This is a genomic window from Ruegeria sp. YTSA075 (genome assembly GCF_059610245.1).
Window position 1 is genome coordinate 26,098 of the sequence record NZ_JBXWNG010000014.1, and the last position, 21,992, is coordinate 48,089.

Consider the following 21,992-nt stretch of genomic DNA (forward strand, 5'->3'; position numbering starts at 1 on the left):
GAAATGGTCGGTTCGACAGGGAATTTTTCTGATCTAACCTCAACCGACATCAGTTGATGTATTGTCTGCTTTCGCAGCGTTCTGGATTACCCTGCGTATGAAATCTGCACATGTTTCCGGCACGGTGATGGGGGTCATATGGCCCAGACCATCGACCTCTTCATATGTCAATCCAAACTGCTGCATTTGCGGCCCGTGCATTGCGGGGGACAGGATCGTATCCTGTGCCCCGTATAAAACTCCTCCGGGCGTTTTCAGTTCAGGATAGCGTGCGCTTTGGGCTGCGATGCTGTCATCTACCCCGACGAGATCCTGTGATGCGGTGATAAAGGCTGACGGGCGCAAGCCGAGCGCGCCACCAGCACGTTCCAGGAAATCATCCGGGGCTGTTTCGGGGTCAAAGGCCACCTGCAAGACGTGGGGTGCCGTTTTGGACGCAATGGGAACAGCCAGGGTGTTTCCGATCAGGCGGCGTATCCAGGCCGTGCGGATTTCAAGGGATTTAAACACCTCTGGCGGCTTTGGCATTTGATGAGTCAAGGGCGCAAGCAGGGCTAGGCTGGACACGCGGTCCGGGTAGTCCAGTGCGATGGCAAGTGAGACCGCTCCGCCCAGTGAATGCCCGACTAACACGGCATCAGTGACGCCCTTTGCATCGAGGAATTCGGTGATCATGCGGGCCTGTTCGGGCAAACGGCCCATCTCAGCCGTGTCGCGGGTAGAATATCCACAGCCTGATCGGTCCAAGGCGATCATGTGATACTCATCCGCAAGCTCATCCATCAGCCCATAGGTGAAATGCTGCAATTGCCCGGCCAGCCCGTGGATCATCACAATCGTTTGTGCGTTGGGGTCGCCTTTTTCAACGTAATGAATGCTGCCGCCTGAGACCGGGATTATCTGGCCCAATTGAGGAACGGTCTGAAGGCCAACCTTGGTCAGATGCCTTGTCCAGAGGTGCATACCCAAAAGAAAGACCACGAGAAGTGCCAGCACGCTCAGAACAATTGTCATCTCATCAGTCTCCTTTTGCGTCGGACAAGGGTACGTAGTGTTCGATGCCCGCGGCGGCCATACGTCGCTGGAACTCAGCAGCGGTTCCGGGCCACAGGGCCGTATTGTGACCTTTGGCATCCTGATACCATGATGTGCAACCGCCGTCTTGCCAAACAGCGTCCGCGTGCCGGTTTTGCATTTCCTGTGTAAATGCGGCTTGCTTTTCTGCATGCGGGTTGATCGTGCGAATGCCTTGATCCGACATTGACGTAAGCACTTCGCCGATATGACGCACCTGCGCCTCGATCATCAAAATGACCGAGTTGTGGGCCAGCGTTGTATGCGGTCCCAAAAGGATGAAAAAGTTCGGGAACCCTGCAACTGCGGTGCCCAGATGGGCTTGCATCCCGTCTGACCAAGCGTCGCGCAGTGTCAGACCGTCTGCGCCCTTAATGTCCAGACGTTCAGCAATATCGGTCACGTGAAAACCGGTTCCCCAGACCAGAACATCGGCCTGTACCTTTGTCCCGTCGCTGGCTGTGATCGTATCACCCTCGGTCGACGCGACGCCCGAAGGGATGATATCGACATCGTCGCGCATCAGGGCTGGATACCAGTCATTCGAGCTGAGGATACGTTTGCACCCGATCTGGTAGTTCGGGGTCAGCTTTTCCCGCTCTGCCGGGTCCGATACTGCGGAATGCAACGCTTTGTGCCACAGGTGCATGGCGTATTTCACCATAAGCTTCTCGCGCCGGAACACGCGGTGGCGGAATTCAAAATAGGCAAAGATCAGGCTTCGTCTCATCCGCGCGAGCAGCGGAACCTGCCGATACAGCCGTCTGACCCATGGCGCGACCGGTCCATCCATACGCGGCAGAACGTAAGGGGCGCTGCGTTGGAAGACAGTTACCCGCTTCGCGATCTTTGCGATTTCCGGGACAAACTGTATGGCCGAAGCACCTGTGCCAACAACAGCTATATTTGCGCCGGTCAAATCAACATCGTGATCCCATTCGGCGGAATGAAAGCTGGGTCCGGCAAAACTTTCTGTACCCGGAATTTTGGGGATTTTGGGTATATGCAGCGCTCCGATGGCCGAAACCAGGAACTGAGCAGTCCAGCGCTGCCCTTCATCTGTTTCAACGTACCAATGATCACCGCGCCACCTGGCGGATTTCAGGCGCTGGTTGAACTGGCAGAGGTTATACAGGTTTTCTTTTTGTGCAATGCCTCGCAGATATGCCTGTATTTCGGCCCCACCTGCATAGACCTGACTCCAATCCGGGTTCGGATGGGACGCCATGCTATAAAGATGCGATGGCACATCGCAGGCAACCCCGGGATAAGTGTTCTCGCGCCATGTCCCACCGATATCATCTGCCTTTTCCAGAATGGTGATATCGCGGATGCCCAGTTTGCGCGCCTCAAGTGCCATGGTCATCCCGGCGATGCCAGCGCCTATGATCAACATATCCGTTTTTTGATCCAAGCTCTCGCCCCTTAGCACAACCATATGGTGATCACCCCAGCATAGATAAGGATGCTGGGGTAAGAAGCAAGCTGTCGTTTGTTCGGTTCAGAACGCTGGTGTGGAACGTCGTGCATCTTTGACCCGGACCAAGCGTTCAAAGTGCCGTGATCGCTCAATACAGCGCGGATTTTGCGGACATTCAGCGAATGCCCGCAAAGCAGGTCGACCAGCTTATGCCGCCATTTCTATCTGAACTTCACCGTCATGTAAGAAGCACCTTAAATCGAAAATCGACAGATCGACTGGATTTGGCAATCGAATGTCATCAATGCTTGGCAAATTACCTGACGACAGCTCAAATGAGCGGTCAATCTGTGAGATTATGACAATAATCACCCCGCGTTTGGCAGCAAATTTTTTGAGTGCCCGGACTTGTTCATCAAGTGGTGGATTGCTTCGCCGTTGATCCAATAGCTGTAGGTAATCAACAACGACCAGCGCGTCATCAGCCGTTGTGCTGACGCATTCGATAATATGAGCTGCGCAGATGCTGTCCGAGGTATCAACGACAAGAGGACGGTCAAAACCCTGAGCGTCAAATCCGAGCTTTTCAAGTCGATCCCAAACGTCCATTTCATTGTAGTCCAAGGTGAAAACATATCCTGTGCGATTGTTTTTTTCAGCCAATGCAGCCAGCTCCAGCCCTAGAAGTGTTTTGCCGTGTCCTGGGCGCGCGCCGATAAGCACCAAATCACCTGATTGCATCTGCCTTATGATTTCTTTTGCAGGTGATGCTTTAGAGTAGTTGGACGCTAAATGACTCCAGTCGTTGAAGCCCTCTTTCGCGGCAATCTGATTAAGTGCCTCGTGGAGTCTAATGTCGCTATCACGAGCCAGCAATTTGGCATGACGCTTTAATTTGTAGATTGGAGATGAAAGTTTCATCTTGAACCTCCTTATTCGAGTGGTCTCCGCAATCCCTCCTTATGCGCGCGCTCGAACAGGTTGGGTTCGACTCAGTATCGCTCTGCATGTTGAATGCTGCCCCAGTGGAGGGGGGAGGCCCGAGCAAGGCCATGCGCAGATATTACCTTGAATGGTTGCAACACTCAATTGGGTTTTGGTTATTCTCCGCACGCTGACGAAAGCTCTATTTGGGCTGAGAGCAGCCGTATTGTGTGCTGTCCTTCTAAGCCTTGGTGCCGGAAATTGCAGAATTTCGCAGGGGCCGAGCGGGGTCAGTAATGTGGCTGAATAGTCGAACATCTCTGTCGTTCAACAACCGGGCGCACCTCAAAGGACACGGGTTGGCGGCTGCTCGGAGATCACAGTTCTAGGCGATCGGCCCGACCATGGCGCACCAGACGCAGATTGAGGATATCAGCCTCAGGTGCGCCGTGCTCCAGCGCAAAGACAAAGGCGTGGGTCAGGAAAAAACAGGCCGCATCGATGTCGCCTGCGCCTTCGCGCTCATCGGCGGCCATCGTATAATATGCGACAAGGGCAGCCGGATCATTGCGCGCATGCGCGGCCAGCAACAATTCATCCAGCGCTGCCCTGTCCATTTCTTTCAGCTCCATGTGCGATTTCGAGACTATTCGGAGCGTCCATTCTCTATCTGTGTCGCGACCCAATGGTGGAAGTTATGCGTTGGGCCATCCATCGCGGGCGAGAACCGGCCGCCGTCAAACAGCATACCATGTCGGCCTTTTTGCATGCCTTCGACGACAAAAACATCTTCTTCGAAAACGGTTTTCCACAATTGTGCGTTCGAGGCACGCAGCCCGTCATGTTCGGGCGTCTCGCTTTCGCTTTTGGCATAGTAGAGCTCGATATGCTCGACAGTATTGCCCTGATCGACTGGTTCCAGGATGATTGCAAAGCTATGATCGCGCTGAACGCCCAGCAAGACGTTCGGATAAAGCGCGATGTATTCCGCGCCTTCATTCCATTTGTCGCTGAGATCCGGAAAATCGGGCATTGTTGCGCCGTCCTGATCGGTCAATTGCCGATAGACCAATGTGCCCTGACCCGAATAATGCCCGCGCTTTTCGATATTGTAGTGATCTTCCAGCCGAGAATAGCTGTTGAGCCCCGGATGGACCCACGGCAGGTGGTAGCTTTCGCAATAGTTTTCGACCGCCAGCTTCCAGTTGGTTTTGACCTCAAGCTTGAAAGAGGACTCATCGCCGCCATGGAACAGTGGAGTTTCGAACTCCTTCCAGCGCTCCAGCAACTCCCGATGCGCATCCTCAAAGGCCGGGGCATTGCCGTCGACATTCACAAAGATCACATCGCGCCAGACATGCGAACGAATACGCACCAGCCCAAGGTCTTCGTTTTTGACGTCTTGATGTTTGTTCTGACCGGGGCCGCCAACATGGGGTGTCGCGCGCAACTCGCCCTTCAGGCTGTAGCACCAGCTGTGATAGGGACAGCGAATGGCGCCGCCAATTTTTTTGGGCGCATCCACAAGGATCATCCCGCGGTGGCGGCAGGTGTTTTGAAATACTCCAATCTCGCCATCACGGTCGCGGACGATCAGCAAGGGCATACCCAGGAAATCCACTGGTTTTGCATCTCCGGCTTCAGGGACATCCTTGCCAAATCCGATGCCGGACCAGTTTGCGTAAAGAACGGATTGCCGCTCCTCGGCGAAAACGCCGGGGTCGACGTAATGTTCGTTTGGCAGACCGTTGGCAGTGTTCACATCGGCCAGAACCGATGAAAGCGGGCCATGTTTATTCATCAGGCTCTCCTGCGACTGAATTGCATTGCAAACCCTATTGGCGGAGAGAATGGGGTTTCCTCAATATCAGAAAACCTCATCACAGGTTGAGTTGAATTAAACCGTTCCTTCGCGCACCTCTTGAATGATCCAATCTTTGAGCGCGCGGGCGTTGTCGGACAGCTCATCATCTGGCCGCCCGACAAGATAAAACTGATTTGGGGCAGTCAAGTAATGCGAACCGATGGGAACCAGTTTGCCTGACTGCAACATGGGTTGAATCAACCGCTGCCACCCCAAAACCAGACCTGCCCCCTTGCGGGCCAGTTGCAAAGCCACCGAATAGCTATTGACCCTCGCCTCGGATGTCAGCCGTTCCTCGTAGCCCAGTTCGCGGAACCAATCTGGCCATGTGGTCCAGCTGTTGTCTTCGGAATCGAGATGTATCAGGCGTTGGGCTGCAATATCCTTTAACCCTGTTCGGTTCAGGCGCTCGGCCAATTCCGGGCTGCCGACCGGGATCAGGTTGTCACGATACAGTGAGGTGTGGTCCAGGCTGGGGTCTCCGTCGCGCCCGTAGCGGATAAAGAAATCCAGGTCAGGGCGATCCCGAAAGGGCCTGTCTTGCGAGATCTGGTCGACGCTGATCTCGGGCGCGTCCCGCCAGAATCGGATCACCGATGGGGACAGCCAAAGGGCTGCAACGGCAGTGGTCGAGCCCACGGTCACTTTTCCGCCAAGTGAGCGATCCCGTATGGTAGACAGGGTCTTTGAGATACGGGCGAATGAGGTCGACAGCGCCTGGTACAGGGCTTTGCCATCGTCGGTCAGATCGACGCTGCGGTGTTTGCGCTGAAACAGCGGTGCCTCCAGATACCCTTCGAGCGCTTTGATCTGGTGGCTGACGGCTCCGGGCGTTACCGAAAGCTCCTCGGCGGCGTTTTTGAAGCTGAGGTGGCGCGCCGCGGCCTCGAACGCCGCAAGGGTGGTCAGGGGCGGCAGTTTATAGTGGCGTCGGGACATTGCGGGACCTGGCTGATTACGGATTAGTCTTGTTCGCGTGACTATGAAAATTTTTGCCATTGAAAGAAAGCAATTGATGCATGGACAATGCTGCAAATTACCAGAGCCGCGATCCATGGGTCGTCTACACCTTCTAAAAGGTCGGTTTTGGTGCGACAATTTGGCAAGGGGCGCTTTAGGCAGACAGATGAACTTGGATCACGATCGGCAGGAAATGCAAAAATTCACCTGCCGAAACTGTGGGCCGCTCCACCAAGGACCTGCAACATGCGGGTCTGAATTGTCGCAATTGCGAATCAATGGGCAGTCGGGCCTGGTGGGCAAATTCAAGGAAAACAAGAATTGTATGCGCGTCTGAACACACGGCTTTGGAAGCAGTAAGCAAACGATAACATCAAGAATAATGAGAGGGCATCGCATCTGCGGCAGCTCTCCGCCCCCCTCGCATCGACAACACGGAGGAGAGATATGTCGGTACCTGAACCATTCACGGATCTTGAGATAGAAACGGCAGATGCCGGTTTCTATGAAAATTACAGCGTACCGATTGCGCTGATCAGTAAGGGCATCATGGTGGCCCTTGTGCTGTGGGCGCTGGTTTGGCCTGCGAATGCCAACAGCACTTTGGGCAGCTGGAACGGTCGCTTGCTGGAAAGCTTCAATAGTTTTTATGTGATTATTGTTGGTCTGTTCTTCTTCTTTCTGGCGATCGTCGCCATTATCCCTTCAACCGGTAAGCGGGTCATGGGTACGCCGGGTGAGAAGCCCGAGTTCTCAAATTTCTCCTGGTTCTCGATGATGTTTGGGGCCGGTTTGGGTGTCGGGCTGATGGTTTTTGCCACGGCTGAACCGCTGGGCCTGTGGGGATCGAACCCAGTTGTTGTCTCGGGCGCGGTCGAGGGTAACAGCCCCGAAGCGCTGCAGTCGGCTTATCGCTTTACCTACCTTCATTATGGTTTCCATGCCTGGGCCATTTACGTGGTGACGGGTCTGTCGCTGGCATACTACGCCTATACGCGCAACATGCCGTTGACGATCCGCGCCGCACTGACCCCTTTGTTTGGTCGTTTGATGAACGGCTTTCTGGGGCATGTCGTTGACGTTCTGGGCGTCGTGGCAACCATCCTGGGCGTCTCGGTGACCATTGGTTTCGGGGTCAGCCAGTTCATCGATGGTTTGTACGCCATCACGGGTATGCAGTGGATTATGGACCTGAGCGGAGATGTTCCAGCGCCCAGCAAAGTTGGTCTGATATCGGGTCTGCTGGTTATCATGAGCCTGTCGATCATCTCAGCTGTGTCTGGTGTCGGGCGCGGGGTTAAGTACCTGTCGAACCTCAATCTGGTTCTGTCGATCATCCTGCTGGGGACATTCGTAGTGTTTGGTTCATTCGTCTTTGCGATGACAACCTATGGCACAGCGATGGTGGACTACATCATTCACTTCCTGTCACTTAGCTTTGGCGCCTATAGTCCGATGTCCGCGGATGCCTTTGCCGCTGGTCTGCCGGAAGCGGCGAAACCGTTGGCAGGTGATCTGATGGCTGGTGCGACCAATGCCTGGGGCAGCTTTGATGGTTTCAAGGATGGTCTGACAGGTGCAGCCGCCGAGCTGGATGCCGACACTCTGTCTGCCGTCTATGCCGCTGGTGAACAGGGCCGTCAGTTCGGCTGGCAATCGGGTTGGACCACGTTCTACTGGGCCTGGTGGATTGCGTTCTCGCCCTTCGTGGGCCTGTTCCTGGCGCGTATCTCCAAGGGCCGTTCGGTGCGTGAGTTCATCTTGGGTTGTGTCTTCGCACCGGCGCTGGTGTGCTTTGCATGGATGACTGTTCTGGGCGGCACAGCGATTGATCTGGAACTGGCAGGTGCAGCGGAAGGCGCGATCATCGGCGCATCGAACACCAACAAGCTGTTCGTGACGCTGTCTTACATGATCGATGGTGGGCTGCTATCCATGCTGAACGTCATGTGCGTGATCCTGATCATGACGTTCCTGGTAACCTCGGCGGACTCGGGCATTCTGGTGATGAACACCATCATGTCGGGTGGCAGCCAGGAAACCGGGATCAAGCATCGTATCATCTGGGGTGTTATCCTGACGGCCGTAATCGGTGCGCTGATCCTGGCCGCAGGCGACAACAATCCGATGGATGCTTTGCGTAATGCAATGATCATCGGTGCACTTCCATTCACCATGGTGATGGGGCTGATGTGCATCTCGCTGGCCAAGGCGCTGTTCCGTGACGGACAACGCGACAAACGTGAAGCCGCAAGCGCGCAGGCCGCTGAATAAGCTTAAAGCCTGATATGCAAAACCAGAGCGCCGCCCCTTTGGGCGGCGTTTTTCGTGTCGCTTCCTGCAATCACATATCGCAATCAGAGAGGTAATCCCCGGTCGACCCCGCCAAAGTAAGCAGGAAGAAGGAGGATTGCCCCGTGAACATGCGTACAACAACACGCGCGGGTGGACGTTCGGCCCGCCGCGCCATGCGTACCGCTCCAAATTTTGAGATGCTGCCGGGTCTGACCCGTGGCATCCCGCTGTGCGAGGTGATGGACGGAAGCCAGGTTGAACGCATCGACAATGCCTCGATGGACATCCTCGAAAACGTCGGCGTGCAGTTCCGCGACCCAATAGCGTTGGAGGACTGGAAGCGGGCAGGGGCCAAGGTCGAGGGTGAGTTGGTCTATCTTGATCGCGGCCTGGTGCGCGAATTGATCACGACGATCCCATCGGACTTCACATATCACGCGCGCGATCCAAAAAAGAACGTGCGGTTGGGGGGGAAGCATTCAATCTTTGTGCCGATGACCGGCGCACCTTTCCTGCGCGATCTGGACGATGTGCGCAGAAACCCCATGCTGGACGATCTGGCGATGTTTCACAAACTCAGCCACATGATGCCCGCACTGCATTCGTCGGCCCATCACATCGTAGAGCCTTATGATCATCCGATCAGCCAGCGGCATCTGCGCATCACCTATTCGTCGATGAAACACTCGGACAAGACGTTCATGGGCATGACGACCAGCCCCAAGAACGCGGAGGATGTCATGGAGATGTGCGCGATCCTGTTTGGTGAGGACTTCCTTGAGGATCACCCTGTCACCACCGGCAATTGTAACGGCAACTCACCATTGGTTTGGGATGAAACCATGCTGGGGGCGATGCGTGCGTTCTGCCGCCGCAATCAGCCCGTACTATGCTCTCCGTTCGTGTTGGGTGGGGCCAACACGCCAGCTTCCGTTCCCGCCACCGTCGCGCAGTTGAATGCCGAAGCACTGAGCGCGCTGGCCTATACGCAGGTGATCCGCAAAGGGGCTCCCGCGATCTATGGTCATTACCTGTCGACGGTTTCGATGAAATCCGGCGCGCCGATGGCGGGCACGCCAGAGATTAGCCTGATGAACTTCATGATCGGCCAGATGGCGCGATATTACGCGGTACCTTGGCGCACCTCGAACACGCTGGGCGGGGCCAAGACCTTTGATGCGCAGGCTGGCTATGAATCGGCCACGACGCTAGGGGCGGTTATGCATGCCGGGGCCAACTACATCTGGCACAGTGCAGGGTGGAACGAGGCCGGGATGCACTGCTCAGTCGCCAAATTCATTGTCGATGCGGAACAATGTGCGATGGCTTATCGCATGGCGGAAGGGCCAAAATGGGGCGATTTCGACGAAGCATTGGCTGCGGTTCCCGATGTTGGTCCAGGGGGACATTATCTGGGTCATCCGCACACGCAGGACAATTTCCAGACGGCTTTCTTCATGCCTGAGATGTTTGACAACAACTCGATCGAACAATGGGTGGCCGAAGGCGAGGTTGAGGTTACCGAACGTGCCTTGAATCACGCGCGCAAGTTGCTGGCCGAGTATCAGGAACCAACACTCGATATCGCCAAGAATGAAGAGTTGTTGGATTACATCGCACGGCGCGAGCGAGAGATCCCGGCAGCGGATGAGCTGAATCAGAGTTATTAAGTAAACTCCCCGACCTGGCCCGCCGCATATTGGCGGGCCTTTTTTCGATCAGGTCCTGGAGGTAGATCTGAGGCTTGCAGACACTGTCAAAGACCGGAAAGGCCAAAGGTTGAACTCGGCCCGATGCATTGGATGAAAATATGGAACTAAGTGGAAAATCGGCCCTTGTAACCGGTGCGGCAGGTGGGATCGGCACGGCCTTGGTGCAGCGTTTGCGCGGCGCGGGCGCACGTGTTGCCGTGGCAGATCGCAACGTGGATGGGATCGATGCCGAGGCACATCTGCCGGGGGATCTTTTGGCCCCTGACTATGTGGACGATCTGCCAAATGCCGCCGCCTCGGCCTTAGGTGGTTTGGACATCGTCATAAACAATGCCGGTGTCATCACGCGCGGCTCGGTGACCGAGACGTCAAACAATGATTGGTCTTTGTCGCTGGGCGTGAATGTCGAGGCCCCGTTTCGCATCTGCCGCGCCGCGATCCCGATCCTGGCCAAAGCAGGGGGCGGAGCTATCGTCAACACGGCCTCTTGCTGGGGTTTGCGACCGGGGCCTAACCATGCGGTCTATTGCATGACTAAGGCGGCGATCGCCTCCCTGACCCAATGCATGGGGATGGATCACGCGCATCAGGGCATTCGCATCAATGCGGTTTGTCCGAATGAAGTGAATACGCCCATGCTGCGTTCGGGCTTTGAAAAACGCGGGTTTGATCCGGTTACGGCGATCACTGAACTGGGGCAAACCGTACCACTGGGTCGGATTGCCGAGCCCGAAGACATTGCCGATGTTGTCATGTTCCTCGTCTCGGATGCGTCACGTTATGTGTGCGGCACGTTGGTCGAAGTGAACGGAGGCAAGCCTGTTACATGATGCGATTTGAAGGTAAAACTGCGCTGGTTACAGGCGGTCGCAGCGGGATTGGCCGCGCTGTCGCGATACGGCTGCAACAAGAAGGCGCGCGCGTTTTTACAGTACAACGCGGGACGGATGCTGATTTCGAAGGGATCACCGCGGATTTTATCGATCCTGATACGCCGCAGCGCGTGATTGACGCGGTCATCGCCAAGGCCGGGCGTCTGGACGTTCTGGTCAATAATGCAGGCATGATGCAAGAGGCGTCGGTTGAAGAGATGAGCTTGCATGACTGGCAGCGCACGCTGACTGTCAATCTGACGGCACCTTTCATGTTGATCAAAGCCGCGCTGCCGCATCTGCGCAAAACACAAGGCTCGATTGTGAATATCGGATCGATTGAGGGGCTGGGCAGCAACCCGGGCCATGCCGCCTATTGTGCATCAAAGGCAGGGTTGCATGGTTTGACCCGCGCGGTGGCCGTCGATCACGGGGCCGACGGCATTCGATGCAACGCAATAGCGCCGGGTTGGATCGATACCGATCTGAATCTGGACTATATTGACTCGATGCCTGACCCGAATGCGTTTCGTAGCAACATAGGCGGTATTCATCCGGTCGGTCGCACAGGCCAGCCCGAAGAGGTTGCGGCCTTGGTTGCGTTTCTGGCGTCAGACGATGCGTCTTTTGTTACCGGGCAGGTATACACAGTGGACGGGGGGCGTATGGCCAAGCTGAGCCTGCCTTGACGGGTTACTCTTTGCCAGAGCGCCACTCTTTCCACTTCAGGTAGCTGTTTGCGCCAATAGACGCAAAGGGTTCTGGCGGTAGGCGTGTGGGCATGGGCTGTGCGGTGAAATGATCGGCGATTTCGGATTGGCCCTGAAGAATGAGTTCCGCCACGCCCATGCCCTGCAACGTCCCGCGTGCGATGCCCAGCCCGTTCTGACAGCAGGCCGAATAGATGCCGCTTTCAATCTCTCCAAACGCAGCGGATCCGTTCCGGCTGAGGCACAACATCCCGGCCCAACGATGCTCCATCTGCAGATCGGGCAGTTGAGGGAACCGTTCGCGGAACTTGCGATCATGCACCTGGCCAGCCTTGCGTAGCCGCGCCTCAGATGTCGCAAGGTCGGGATGAAAGCTGGAGCAGGTGCGGATCAGAATACGGTCGCCAGAGCTACCAGAGATGCGCCTGACTGATGTACCCATGGGATTGGCAGGGGTCACAGACCAGCGCGACTGCCCGCCAAGCGTTTTGATCTGTTCAGGTGTCATAGGTTCGGTCAGCGATGCATAAAGACAGATATGCATCAGGCGCCGCGCGTAGAATCCGAAGCTTTCGAGATGGCCATTATTCGCCAGAATGATGCTGCCGGTGGCGACTTTTGCCTTGGGCGTCTGAACAAGCCACCCGTTGCCTTGCTTCTCGAACGCAGTGACCGGAGTGCGTTCGAACATCCGCACCTGTTCCGACATCCGCTCGCCCAAAGCGCGCACATAAGCTGCGGGCTGGATCATCACGGTTCCAGGTGCATAGAGCGCTGAGGTGTAATGAGGGCTGCCGGTGATCTCGCTGATCTGATGGCGGTCATACAGCGTATGCGGCTCGCCCAGCTTTTTTAGGTGCGCGGCGAACTCCAGGTTATGGGCGTCACCGGCGGGTGTTGCGGCTGCATTGAACTTGCCACATGGATCAAAGGCTTCCTGCGGCAGATCGCATTCAGTGGCGACATGGGTCGCAAAGGCGATGGCTTTGCGGTTCAGCGCAATGGCCGCGCGATCCGATTCCAGCGCATCGCCGGCATAGTTATCCGAAGCCAGATCATGCGGCAGGTCGATCATGAACCCCGAATTGCGCCCAGCGGAGCCTTCGGCAAACAGGCCAGCCTCAAGCAGGACAATCCTGAGTGACGGGTCGATCTGATGCAGGCGCCGTGCAGCGCTGAGACCCGCGAAGCCGCCACCAACAATGGTGACATCGGCGCTCAGGCCCTCGCTGAGCGCTGGCAAAGCTGTCCGAGGGGGTAGAATAGCGTTCCATCCTGCTGGGCCTGTTTGCCGAGGGAGCCGTTTGGCCTGGAACCGAGTCAATCCACGGCCTCGTCCGCATCATCCGCCAGATCAATCCAGATGGTCTTTAGTTGGGTGTACTGATCATGCGCATGGACCGAGTTGTCACGCCCACCAAAGCCCGACTGTTTGTAACCGCCAAACGGGGTCGAGATGTCACCTTCGCCAAAACTGTTCACGGTAACCGTACCCGCACGGATTGCTCGTGCGCCGCGAATGGCGCGTTTGGCGTTGGCCGTGAAGATAGAGGCGCAAAGGCCATAGTCGGTGTCGTTGGCGATCTTGATGGCTTCGTCAAAGCCGGACACTTCGATCACGGACAGGATGGGACCAAAGATTTCTTCGCGCACCAGGGTGGCATCGTTTCCGGCAACCTCGACCACTGTGGCCTCGACAAAGCCATCTGCAGCCTTGCCACCGATCACCACATTCTCGGCCTGATCCAGATACCCGCAAACCTTGGTGTAGTGCCCTTCGCTGACCAACGCCCCCATGCGGGTTTCCGGGTCCAGCGGGTCGCCAGTATTCCACTGTTTGGCATGATGCGCGATGCGTTCCAGCAGTTCCGCTTTCACGTCCTTGTGCACGATCAGACGGGACGAGGCCGAGCAGTTTTCGCCCATGTTCCAGAACGCGCCGTTCACCACATGGGCCGCCACGCGGTCGAGGTTTTCGGCGTCGTCCATCACGATCGCGGGGTTCTTGCCACCCATCTCAAGCACCACCTCTTTGGCGTTGCTTTCGGCCGAATAGGTCAGGAACCGTTTGCCCGTCACGGTCGAGCCGGTGAAGGAGACCATGTCGATATCCATGTGCCGCCCGATGGGTTCTCCGACCTCTGCGCCACCTCCTGGAACGATGTTCAGAACGCCGCGCGGAAGACCCGCTTCCATCGCCAGTTCGGCCAGTCGCAGGGCCGTCAGCGTTGTTTCAGTTGCTGGTTTCACCACTACCGAACAGCCTGCCGCCAAAGCGGGTCCGATCTTCCACGCCAGCATCAGCAAGGGGAAGTTCCAAGGCAGCACCAGCCCCACAACGCCAATCGGTTCCCGCACCACCATTGCGATGTGATCGTCGCTGGCTGGCGAGACCTGATCGTAGATCTTGTCAATCGCCTCGGCATGCCATTTCAGGCAATGGATTGTCTCGGGCACGTCCACGGTTTCGCAGTCAAAGATGGTCTTGCCGCTGTCGATGCTTTCCAGCACCGCCAGTTCCCGCGCATGGCGGGTCATCAGTTTGCAGAGCCGGATCAGCACATCCTTGCGGTCGGACGGGTGTAGCTTCGACCAGCGCCCATCATCAAATGCCTCACGCGCCTTTTCGACGGCAAAGTCCACATCCGCCGCACCGCAGGCGGCGATATCGGTCAGCTTGTCGCCGGTTGCCGGGTTTGCCGTCTCAAACATATTGCCCGAGATTGAGGGCCGAAACGCACCATCAATGAAGGCTCCGGTGGGCAGGGTCAGACCTGCAGCGATGGATTTGTATTCGTCCAGTGTCAGCAGTTCCATGCCTTAACCCTCCGCCACAATATCTGCGATTTTCTTTTTCAATACCCGCGTCACCTGTTCCAGCGCGCGTTTGTCGTCTTTGTTCAGGCCCTTCAGCGGAGGCCGCATCACACCTGCGTCGATCCCGTTCATGGTGACGCCGTGTTTGATAGTTTGGATGAACTTGCCGCCCTGTTCCAGCACCCGCATCAGCGGCATCATGGCCGACATGATCCGGCGGCCCTTGGCAAAGTTGCCCTCGATCACGCAGGCTTGATACAGCGCAACATGTTCCGCAGGCAGAAAGTTAGACCCGCCGCAGACCCAGAAGGGTGCGCCCCAGGCGAAGAATTCCAGCGCCTGATCATCCATGCCGCAACCCAGCTGAACATGCGGGTAATCCCGCGCCAGCAGATGCACCCGGTTGATATCGCCTGAGCTTTCTTTGATGCCGCAAAAATTCCGACTGCGCCCAACGCGGTCCAGAAACTCTTCGCCCATCATCGTGCCGGTCCGATGGGGATAGTTGTACAGCATCACCGGCAAGTCAGCGGCCTTGTCGATGGCCAGAGCATTGAGCGCATTTTCACGATCTGTGGGCACCGAGTAGGGAGGGCTGGCCAACAAAATAGCATCAGCGCCGATTTCGCGCGCACCCGTCGCCAAAGCTATTGAGTCCGGCGTCAGCATCGCACCGGTCCCAACGACCAGCGGCACACGACCTTTCAGTCGGTCATGCGTAAACCGCGCAAGCTCCAACCGTTCTTCAACGGTTTGCGCATAGTTTTCGCCAGTCGAACCGCCTGAGATCAGGCCATGTACGCCATGTTCGATCAGGTATTCGATCACTTGCGCCAGCGCGTCCCAATTCACACTGCCATCGTCGTGATAGGGTGTGACCACCGGGGTATAAATCCCCTCAAACTTGAAAATCGGGTTCATTCGGTCCTCATGCGGGTTTCGAAAGCGGGGACAGGCCCAATGGCACATCCAATGCGTCTGGCATCACGAACAGTTCGATCTGATCGCGGGATAGGTTCCAGTGCTCGTCGGCCAGCTGCGCAGCAGCCGCCTCATCGCCTGCCTCGATGGCGGCGATGATGGCGTCATGCTGGGTGCTGGCTTCCGATAGGTTTTCGGACATTTTTGCGGTTTGTGGCCTATAGAACGTCATCCCGATCCGGGCGTGATCAATCAACAGCCTGTTGAAGGACGGCAGCAGGTAGACGTTCCCCGACATCTCTCCGGTCAATTCATGAAAACGATTGTTGGCGAGTGCGCGATCCGCTGCCGAACCAGTGCGTAGGGCTGATTTGAAGGCCAGCTGTGCCGTTTTCAGGTCTTCGATTTGGGCAGGCGTTGCATTGCTGGCCGCCAATCGCAACACCGCGCCATAAATCATGGGGGCGGCCAGAAAGAAGTCGCGCAAGGTGGTATAGGACATCTCGGACACCCGCGCGCTGCGATTGGTGCGCAGCTCTAGATAGCCTTCGCCCCCCAATTGCCTGAATACTTCGCGCAAAGGGGTTCTGGACAGGCCAAATTCATCGGACAGAAGCGCCTCATCCAGGTCCGTGCCGGGCTGTAGGCGCAATGTCAGGATCGAGACTTTCAAATGCTCCATCAACTCGGTTTTGCGAGATTTGGGATCGTCTTTCATCTGACCTCCGTGATTTAGAAGTATTCGAATCAGGGACTTCACACCTCAGATGTGTATGCGTAAAAAATACAACTTGTATACAGTAAAAAATAATGCAGCATGAACCATCGGTGACAAATCCGGCCGGAATCGGCCTTTCGAGTGGAAGCCCCAATGCGCCAGACGCGGCATATTACCTTTATTTTGGTCGAGGAGTTTTCCCACCTCGCGTTTTCATGCGCGGTGGAGCCGCTGCGCATCGCGAATTGGGTCAGTGAAGAGCAGCTGTATGATTGGTCTATGATTTCCGAAGACGGCGAGCGCGCGGTCTGTTCAAATGGGCTGGTCACGTTGGTTCATGGCGGTCTGGAGGACCTACCCAAAACTGACCAACTGTTTGTTTTGTCAGGTATTCACATGCGCAATCACGTCACGCGGTCTTTGCTGGCAACACTTAGGCGCGAACGTGCGCAGGGCACACCCATTGGCGCTTTGTGTTCGGGCGCTTGGGTGTTGGCCAAGGCGGGGTTTCTGGACGGGATGCAAGCCGCGATTCACTGGGAATATCACGATGCGTTTATGGAGGCCTTTCCCGAGGTCAATTTGGTGCGCAGTGTTTTTGTTGCGGATGAGAAGCATATCACCGCTTCGGGGGGGACCGCGACCGCTGATCTGCTGCTGCATCTGATCGAACGTGACCATGGTGCCGAACTGGCCGTCGCGGTGGCAGATCAGATGGTTTACAATGCGGTGCGCAATGCGACCGCGAAGCAACGCGTTTCGCTGCAATCGCGCAATGGCATGCGCAACGCCCATTTAGCCAAGTCTATCGAGATCATGCGCGACAGTATCGAAACGCCAGTGTCGCCGTCTGAGATTGCGGAGAGGCTGGGAATCTCAACTCGTCAGCTGGAGCGTTTGTTCGGCAAATACCTGAATAGCTCCCCCAAGAAGTATTTGATGGAGATGCGACTGGAGCGTGCACAGAAGCTGCTATTGCAGACCGAAGCCTCGATCACCGAGGTCGCGTTTGCCTGCGGATTTGAAAATCCGGGCCATTTCTCGCGCGTGTACAGGTCAAGCTTTGGTGTGACACCGCATTCTCAGAGAAACAAATTGGATTAGTCGTCACCGCGATGCGGTGGGGTGAGCATAATGGTCGCAAAAATGGGGACGCAATATGCCCACCCCCTTGGCCGACCATGAACCCCCTCGTTAAAATCTGACTAGTAAACTGATCGATCGGATAAGGCTGAACTACACAGCGAAACTGGCAGAACTATTACAATATCATGACAGTTTTGGGCGTGATTGTGACACAATGATTAATTTGTTGCCCTCTTTGTTAACGTAGCCTGTACTGCGCAGACTTGGCTAGGGTCTTTGTGTCATGAGCAGTGCAATCAGGTCGCAGTTGGGTTTCGGCTTCTCGGGCTGATGGTGACAACTCAGAGAAAATAGACAACACTCGCCAAGCGATCGCAGAATGTCGTGTCGGGCAGGTAGAGTGAACAAATGACGCTAAAGGCGCTTCCTAAGCTTGTGGTTCAGATCCCGTGTCTGAACGAAGAAGAAACCTTACCTGCCGTTATTCGCGACATCCCGCGCGACATCCCCGGTGTGGGCAAGGTCGAGCTCCAGGTGATTGATGACGGATCAACGGATCGCACCAGCGAGATTGCAAAAGAACTTGGAGTTGAGCACGTCGTGCGTAACCGCGGCAACAAAGGGCTTGCCCGTTCGTTTCAGATCGGGATCGACAATGCCTTGGCTCAGGGGGCGGACATCATCGTTAACACAGATGGTGACAACCAATATTCCGGCGCATCCATCCCCGATCTGATTGCACCCATTCTGGCCGGGAAGGCTGACGTGGTCGTTGGAGATCGGAAGCCTGGCCAAAACCAATCGTTCTCGCCCGTTAAGCGAATATTGCAACGGGTTGGCAGCCGCGTTGTTTCGGGCTTTGCGGGGCTTGAGGTCAACGATGCCGTTTCAGGGTTTCGCGCTTATTCGCGTGATGCGGCGTTGCATATCAACGTCATGACAAAGTTCAGCTATACAACCGAAACACTTATCCATGCCGGACAAACTGGCCTGAGCGTTGTGACGGTGCCGGTCGAGGTCAATCAGGTCGAACGACCTTCGCGTCTGTTCAAATCCATGCGGTCCTTCATTTCGCGCCAGATGGGGACCATCTTGCGCAGCTATGTCATGTACCGCCCGCTCAAGGCCTTTGCCACAATCGGGCTGGTGCTGCTGCTGATCGGGATCATTCCGATCGCGCGGTTCGTCTTTTTCTATCTGATGGGGGATGGCGACGGTAAAGTTCAGTCGCTTGTCCTGGGCGGTGCGTTTGTGGTGATGGGTTATTTTACGATCATCATCGCAATCCTGTCGGAAACGATTGCTACCAACCGGCGCTTGCTTGAGGCGACCTTGCGCCGGGTTCGCGAGTTGGAACAAAGGGCGGAGCATGCAGATCGTGCATAACGCTTCGCAATCGGGATTTGTGGCATTTTGGGCGAGCAGACCGTTTGCGGCTGTTGCCCTTATCGGATCAGCCTACCTTGCGGTTTTGTGCTGGCTTGCGCCGGGCCTTTACCCTGATCCGTTTTTTGGGGGCGCAATCTACGATGGTTACTATCACGCCATCCTGAACGGGCATTTCGATTTACCGCCCCGGCTTCTGCGGTTCGAAGGGCACTATACACCCGACGCTGAAGGCTATCTCTATCATGGTACAGGACCCTTACTGCTGCGCTTTTTGCTGGGCTGGGTTTGGCCGTTTGAAACGGCTTCGATGACAGGGTTTGCGATCTGGTTTTGGACCGTACTTGGAACCCTAGGCTATCAGTTAGCACTGAAAGACCTGATTGCTCAAACCGCGACACAGATGCAAAGGGGCGCGCAAGGTTGGGCAGTCTTTTTTGCAGCGGCTTTGTGGGTTTGCGGGCCTGCGACCCTACTTGTCGTCAATCAATCACTCTATCACGAACCTATCGCGCTGGCATATGGCGCGGCGGGTGCCTTTGTTGCGGTTTGGGTGCGCTTTGGTCAAGACAAACTGCATCCCCTGCTGGCGTTTTCGGTATTGGCTTTGTGTGCCGCTATCACGGTACATGCCCGCCCAAATCTGGCGATCGGACTGTATCTGGCACTAACCGCCCTATGCGGTTGGTGCGTGATTAAACACGGTGTGAAAATGCTGCTACCCGCGTTGCTCGCAGGTGCAATCCTGGGGGCAGGGGGGCTGCTCTATCTGGGTTTGAACACGCTCAGGTTCGGCGGGGCCGCTGAGGTCCATGGCTCGTTCGAGGCAAGCGAAACTCAATATGGCACGGTCTTCTGGGGGATAGAGCCTCAAGATTCCCCGCGTGCACGGGCCTTTACCGAACATGGCCGATTTAATGTTCAGCGTATTCCGCCAAATACAGGATTGTATGTGCTTGACCTGCCTGCTCTGGAACTGACGCACCGGCCGTCGATGTCGATGTACAACCTATTCAAACGGGCGACCGAAGATCGTCTGGGTTATATCAGGGTCGAAGGGCCACGTTACGGGCTTTTGTGGCTTTGGTTGATTTGGGTCGGGTTCGCAGCCATCGGTTTGACGCAGGTCAGGCGCGCAGAGCATCTGGTGCTGGCGGCCGGATTGTTGATTGGGGCTTTGGTGACGCTGTCTTATGGGACAATCACGCTGCGATACCGCTTTGATCTGTGGCCACTGATTGCATTCCTGAGCTTTCTGGGGATATCCCGCGTTTTGGCGGGTTTTTCGAATGATCAACGGTCGGGTCGCTTTAAGCGACTGGTCACCGCAGGGGCGCTGATTGGAACGACAGCCACAGCCATGGCCGCGTTTCAATACACGGCTATGTTTCGGGAGGCTGAGGGCAGCTTCTTCGCACCCTGGAGCGACAGCTACTGCACCGGTTTGGCTGAACGCGCAGGGTTGCCGTTTGATCAGATGCCCATGATCTGTCGGGCACCGACCGAGTTGAAGGGATAAGTTTGGGATGCGTCTGATCAAATCCATCTATGTCAGCCTGTTGCGCATCTTGGCTGCGCTGGCCCGAGCAACGGGACTCGCAGGATTTCTGGAGCGGCGTCGCGACAAAGGGCGTGGCTGGCATTGGATGTCCAGCCTGTTCGCTATCTACGACATCGACGCGATGGTCGGCCTTGACGTGCCATGGTGGACTTATGACGCAATCGAGCAAGTGGATGCGTTCTTGTCTTCGCGCCCCGTACGCGTTTTCGAATACGGTTCTGGTGCCAGTACCGTCTGGCTGGCACGCCGAGCCGCCTCTGTGACCAGCGTCGAACATGACGTGCCTTGGCACAAGGCCGTCACTGCCAAACTGCCGACGATCGGAGGTTTGTGTTCAACCCAGGTCAAGCTGGTTGAGGCAAGCAGTGATGTACCCGCCGATGCCGTGTATTTCTCAGAAAAGGCCAGTGGCCCCCAGGCAAATTTCACTGCCTATGCCAACGCAATAGATGAGGAAGATGGCCTATTTGATCTGATCGTCGTGGATGGCCGCGCCCGCCCGGCTTGCCTGAAACATGCAATCCCCAAGCTGGCACCGGATGGGATCATCGTGTTCGACAATTCACATCGTGCGCGCTACCGCAAATTGATCGATGAGTGCGAGTTGTCAGAAACGAGGCTGCGCGGGTTGGTTCCAACCCTGCCTTACCCGGATCAGACCTCGATCCTGCGCGCCAAACCGGCGGGCTAGGCGGATGCCGATCACGCATCTGCTTAAGAACGAGGTGCTGCGCCGAAGGCTGGCGCGAGGGCTTGGCCTGCTGATCTTGGCGCTGTCCGTCATTTTCATCAGCCGGGAAGTTGCGCGCAATTGGGAGGCGCTGACGAGCTTCGATGCACCCGAGGGGTTCTTTATGCGCTGCATGGCGATGGTTGCTATCTATTCAGCCTTGCTGTTGATGCTGGCAGAGATGTGGCACCGCATCGTACAACTGTTCGGCTCCGAGCCGCGCCGCCGGACTTATCGGTCGTTCACCCTGTCTCAAATCGCGCGCTACGTTCCCGGCAATGTTGTCCACCTTTTGGGGCGCGCCGTCTTACTGCGCGGTGGGGCGTTGAGCGACAAACAGCTGGCCATGGCGACGTTGGTTGAACTGATTTGCCTGCCCGTTGCTGCTTTGACGATCCTGGCGGTTGGCGTTTGGTTCGTGCCATCTGGCATCCTGCCTTTCGATTCCATCAACCCTGTTTGGCTTGTTCTGGTGATGTCAGCCATTGTTGTGCTGGCCTTGACTTGCGGCTTTCTCGCCATCAAACAGGAGCTCACCCTCCCTGCTTTGCTGACTATCATGTCTTTGGCGATTGTCTTCCTTCTGGGTCTTAGCGGCATTGCCGCCTGGATCCTGAGCACGATCGACCATGTGCCAATAGGTTTTGCGATGTTCGCAGGCGTTGTTTCTTGGCTGATCGGCTATGCAACACCTGGCGCGCCAGGCGGTCTGGGTCCTCGCGAGGCCGCGTTCGTAGCCTTCCTAACCAGCGTAACGACGCCTGGGTCGGCGTTAATCGCCGCTGCTGTTTTTCGACTTATTACGGTAGCCGGAGATGTTGTGTGCTTTGGGATCGGGGGCGCGGTGTTTCGGCGTTAGAAATGGGTATTTGGACACCCCATTCGATACTTTTGAATTACCGTGCAGCGGGATGGTGCTGCTGGAGAGAATTGAACTCTCGA

The 21,992-nt window shown here is 56.3% G+C and carries 19 protein-coding genes; 9 read left to right on the top strand and 10 right to left on the bottom strand.

All coding sequences use genetic code 11. The annotated features are described in order from the left end of the window. Positions 1-39: 39 nt before the first annotated feature. From AC2FGE_RS18475 to AC2FGE_RS18500, 6 genes are all read right to left on the bottom strand, one after another. The gene (locus AC2FGE_RS18475) at positions 40-1,014 is read right to left on the bottom strand and encodes an alpha/beta fold hydrolase (protein ID WP_496820742.1); all 975 of its coding nucleotides are present in this window, start codon (positions 1,012-1,014) and stop codon (positions 40-42) included. A gap of 4 nt (positions 1,015-1,018) precedes the next feature. Continuing rightward, on the bottom strand, positions 1,019-2,470 hold the full coding sequence (locus AC2FGE_RS18480; RefSeq protein WP_496820743.1) for a flavin-containing monooxygenase: 1,452 nt from the start codon (positions 2,468-2,470) through the stop codon (positions 1,019-1,021). 231 nt (positions 2,471-2,701) lie between these two features. Further along, a complete protein-coding gene (locus AC2FGE_RS18485; protein WP_496820744.1) occupies positions 2,702-3,415 on the bottom strand; it encodes a DNA helicase in 714 nt (237 codons plus the stop codon). A 380-nt stretch (positions 3,416-3,795) separates the two neighbouring features. Continuing rightward, the gene (locus AC2FGE_RS18490; RefSeq protein ID WP_496820779.1) at positions 3,796-4,035 is read right to left on the bottom strand and encodes a hypothetical protein; all 240 of its coding nucleotides are present in this window, start codon (positions 4,033-4,035) and stop codon (positions 3,796-3,798) included. 29 nt (positions 4,036-4,064) lie between these two features. Next, positions 4,065-5,219, bottom strand: coding sequence for an aromatic ring-hydroxylating oxygenase subunit alpha (locus AC2FGE_RS18495; protein ID WP_496820745.1), 1,155 nt, complete (start codon positions 5,217-5,219; stop codon positions 4,065-4,067). 96 nt (positions 5,220-5,315) lie between these two features. Then, the gene (locus tag AC2FGE_RS18500; protein WP_496820746.1) at positions 5,316-6,221 is read right to left on the bottom strand and encodes a LysR substrate-binding domain-containing protein; all 906 of its coding nucleotides are present in this window, start codon (positions 6,219-6,221) and stop codon (positions 5,316-5,318) included. 468 nt (positions 6,222-6,689) lie between these two features. On the opposite strand from AC2FGE_RS18500, the gene AC2FGE_RS18505 reads away from it, so the two are divergent. From AC2FGE_RS18505 to AC2FGE_RS18520, 4 genes are all read left to right on the top strand, one after another. Further along, entirely contained in the window at positions 6,690-8,516 is a 1,827-nt protein-coding gene (locus AC2FGE_RS18505) for a BCCT family transporter (protein ID WP_496820747.1), read from the top strand. A gap of 149 nt (positions 8,517-8,665) precedes the next feature. Next, a complete protein-coding gene (locus tag AC2FGE_RS18510) occupies positions 8,666-10,207 on the top strand; it encodes a trimethylamine methyltransferase family protein (protein ID WP_496820748.1) in 1,542 nt (513 codons plus the stop codon). Positions 10,208-10,347: 140 nt separating this feature from the next. Continuing rightward, complete coding sequence (locus AC2FGE_RS18515; protein WP_496820749.1) at positions 10,348-11,079, top strand: SDR family NAD(P)-dependent oxidoreductase; 732 nt, start codon at positions 10,348-10,350, stop codon at positions 11,077-11,079. Then, on the top strand, positions 11,076-11,810 hold the full coding sequence (locus AC2FGE_RS18520) for an SDR family NAD(P)-dependent oxidoreductase (protein WP_496820750.1): 735 nt from the start codon (positions 11,076-11,078) through the stop codon (positions 11,808-11,810). The genes AC2FGE_RS18515 and AC2FGE_RS18520 overlap by 4 nt, the downstream gene beginning before the upstream one ends. A gap of 4 nt (positions 11,811-11,814) precedes the next feature. Here AC2FGE_RS18520 and AC2FGE_RS18525 read toward each other — a convergent pair whose 3' ends face one another. From AC2FGE_RS18525 to AC2FGE_RS18540, 4 genes are all read right to left on the bottom strand, one after another. Then, positions 11,815-13,074, bottom strand: coding sequence for an NAD(P)/FAD-dependent oxidoreductase (locus AC2FGE_RS18525; RefSeq protein WP_496820751.1), 1,260 nt, complete (start codon positions 13,072-13,074; stop codon positions 11,815-11,817). Between the two features lie 77 nt (positions 13,075-13,151). After that, positions 13,152-14,648 carry an aldehyde dehydrogenase gene (locus AC2FGE_RS18530; protein WP_496820752.1) on the bottom strand — a complete coding sequence of 499 codons (1,497 nt, stop codon included), beginning with the start codon at positions 14,646-14,648 and terminating at the stop codon, positions 13,152-13,154. 3 nt (positions 14,649-14,651) lie between these two features. Further along, positions 14,652-15,569, bottom strand: coding sequence for a dihydrodipicolinate synthase family protein (locus AC2FGE_RS18535; protein ID WP_496820753.1), 918 nt, complete (start codon positions 15,567-15,569; stop codon positions 14,652-14,654). A gap of 7 nt (positions 15,570-15,576) precedes the next feature. After that, positions 15,577-16,287: a GntR family transcriptional regulator gene (locus AC2FGE_RS18540; RefSeq protein WP_480828197.1), complete on the bottom strand. Its 711-nt coding sequence runs from the start codon at positions 16,285-16,287 to the stop codon at positions 15,577-15,579. Positions 16,288-16,440: 153 nt separating this feature from the next. Here AC2FGE_RS18540 and AC2FGE_RS18545 point away from each other — a divergent pair, with 153 nt between their 5' ends. From AC2FGE_RS18545 to AC2FGE_RS18565, 5 genes are all read left to right on the top strand, one after another. Next, positions 16,441-17,391: a GlxA family transcriptional regulator gene (locus tag AC2FGE_RS18545; RefSeq protein ID WP_496820754.1), complete on the top strand. Its 951-nt coding sequence runs from the start codon at positions 16,441-16,443 to the stop codon at positions 17,389-17,391. A gap of 390 nt (positions 17,392-17,781) precedes the next feature. Then, entirely contained in the window at positions 17,782-18,759 is a 978-nt protein-coding gene (locus AC2FGE_RS18550; protein ID WP_496820755.1) for a glycosyltransferase family 2 protein, read from the top strand. Beyond that, positions 18,743-20,278, top strand: a complete 1,536-nt coding sequence (locus AC2FGE_RS18555; RefSeq protein WP_496820757.1) for a hypothetical protein — start codon at positions 18,743-18,745, stop codon at positions 20,276-20,278. The genes AC2FGE_RS18550 and AC2FGE_RS18555 overlap by 17 nt, the downstream gene beginning before the upstream one ends. A gap of 7 nt (positions 20,279-20,285) precedes the next feature. Further along, positions 20,286-21,011 carry a class I SAM-dependent methyltransferase gene (locus AC2FGE_RS18560; protein WP_496820758.1) on the top strand — a complete coding sequence of 242 codons (726 nt, stop codon included), beginning with the start codon at positions 20,286-20,288 and terminating at the stop codon, positions 21,009-21,011. Between the two features lie 4 nt (positions 21,012-21,015). Further along, positions 21,016-21,909, top strand: coding sequence for a hypothetical protein (locus tag AC2FGE_RS18565; RefSeq protein ID WP_496820759.1), 894 nt, complete (start codon positions 21,016-21,018; stop codon positions 21,907-21,909). Positions 21,910-21,992 lie beyond the last annotated feature (83 nt).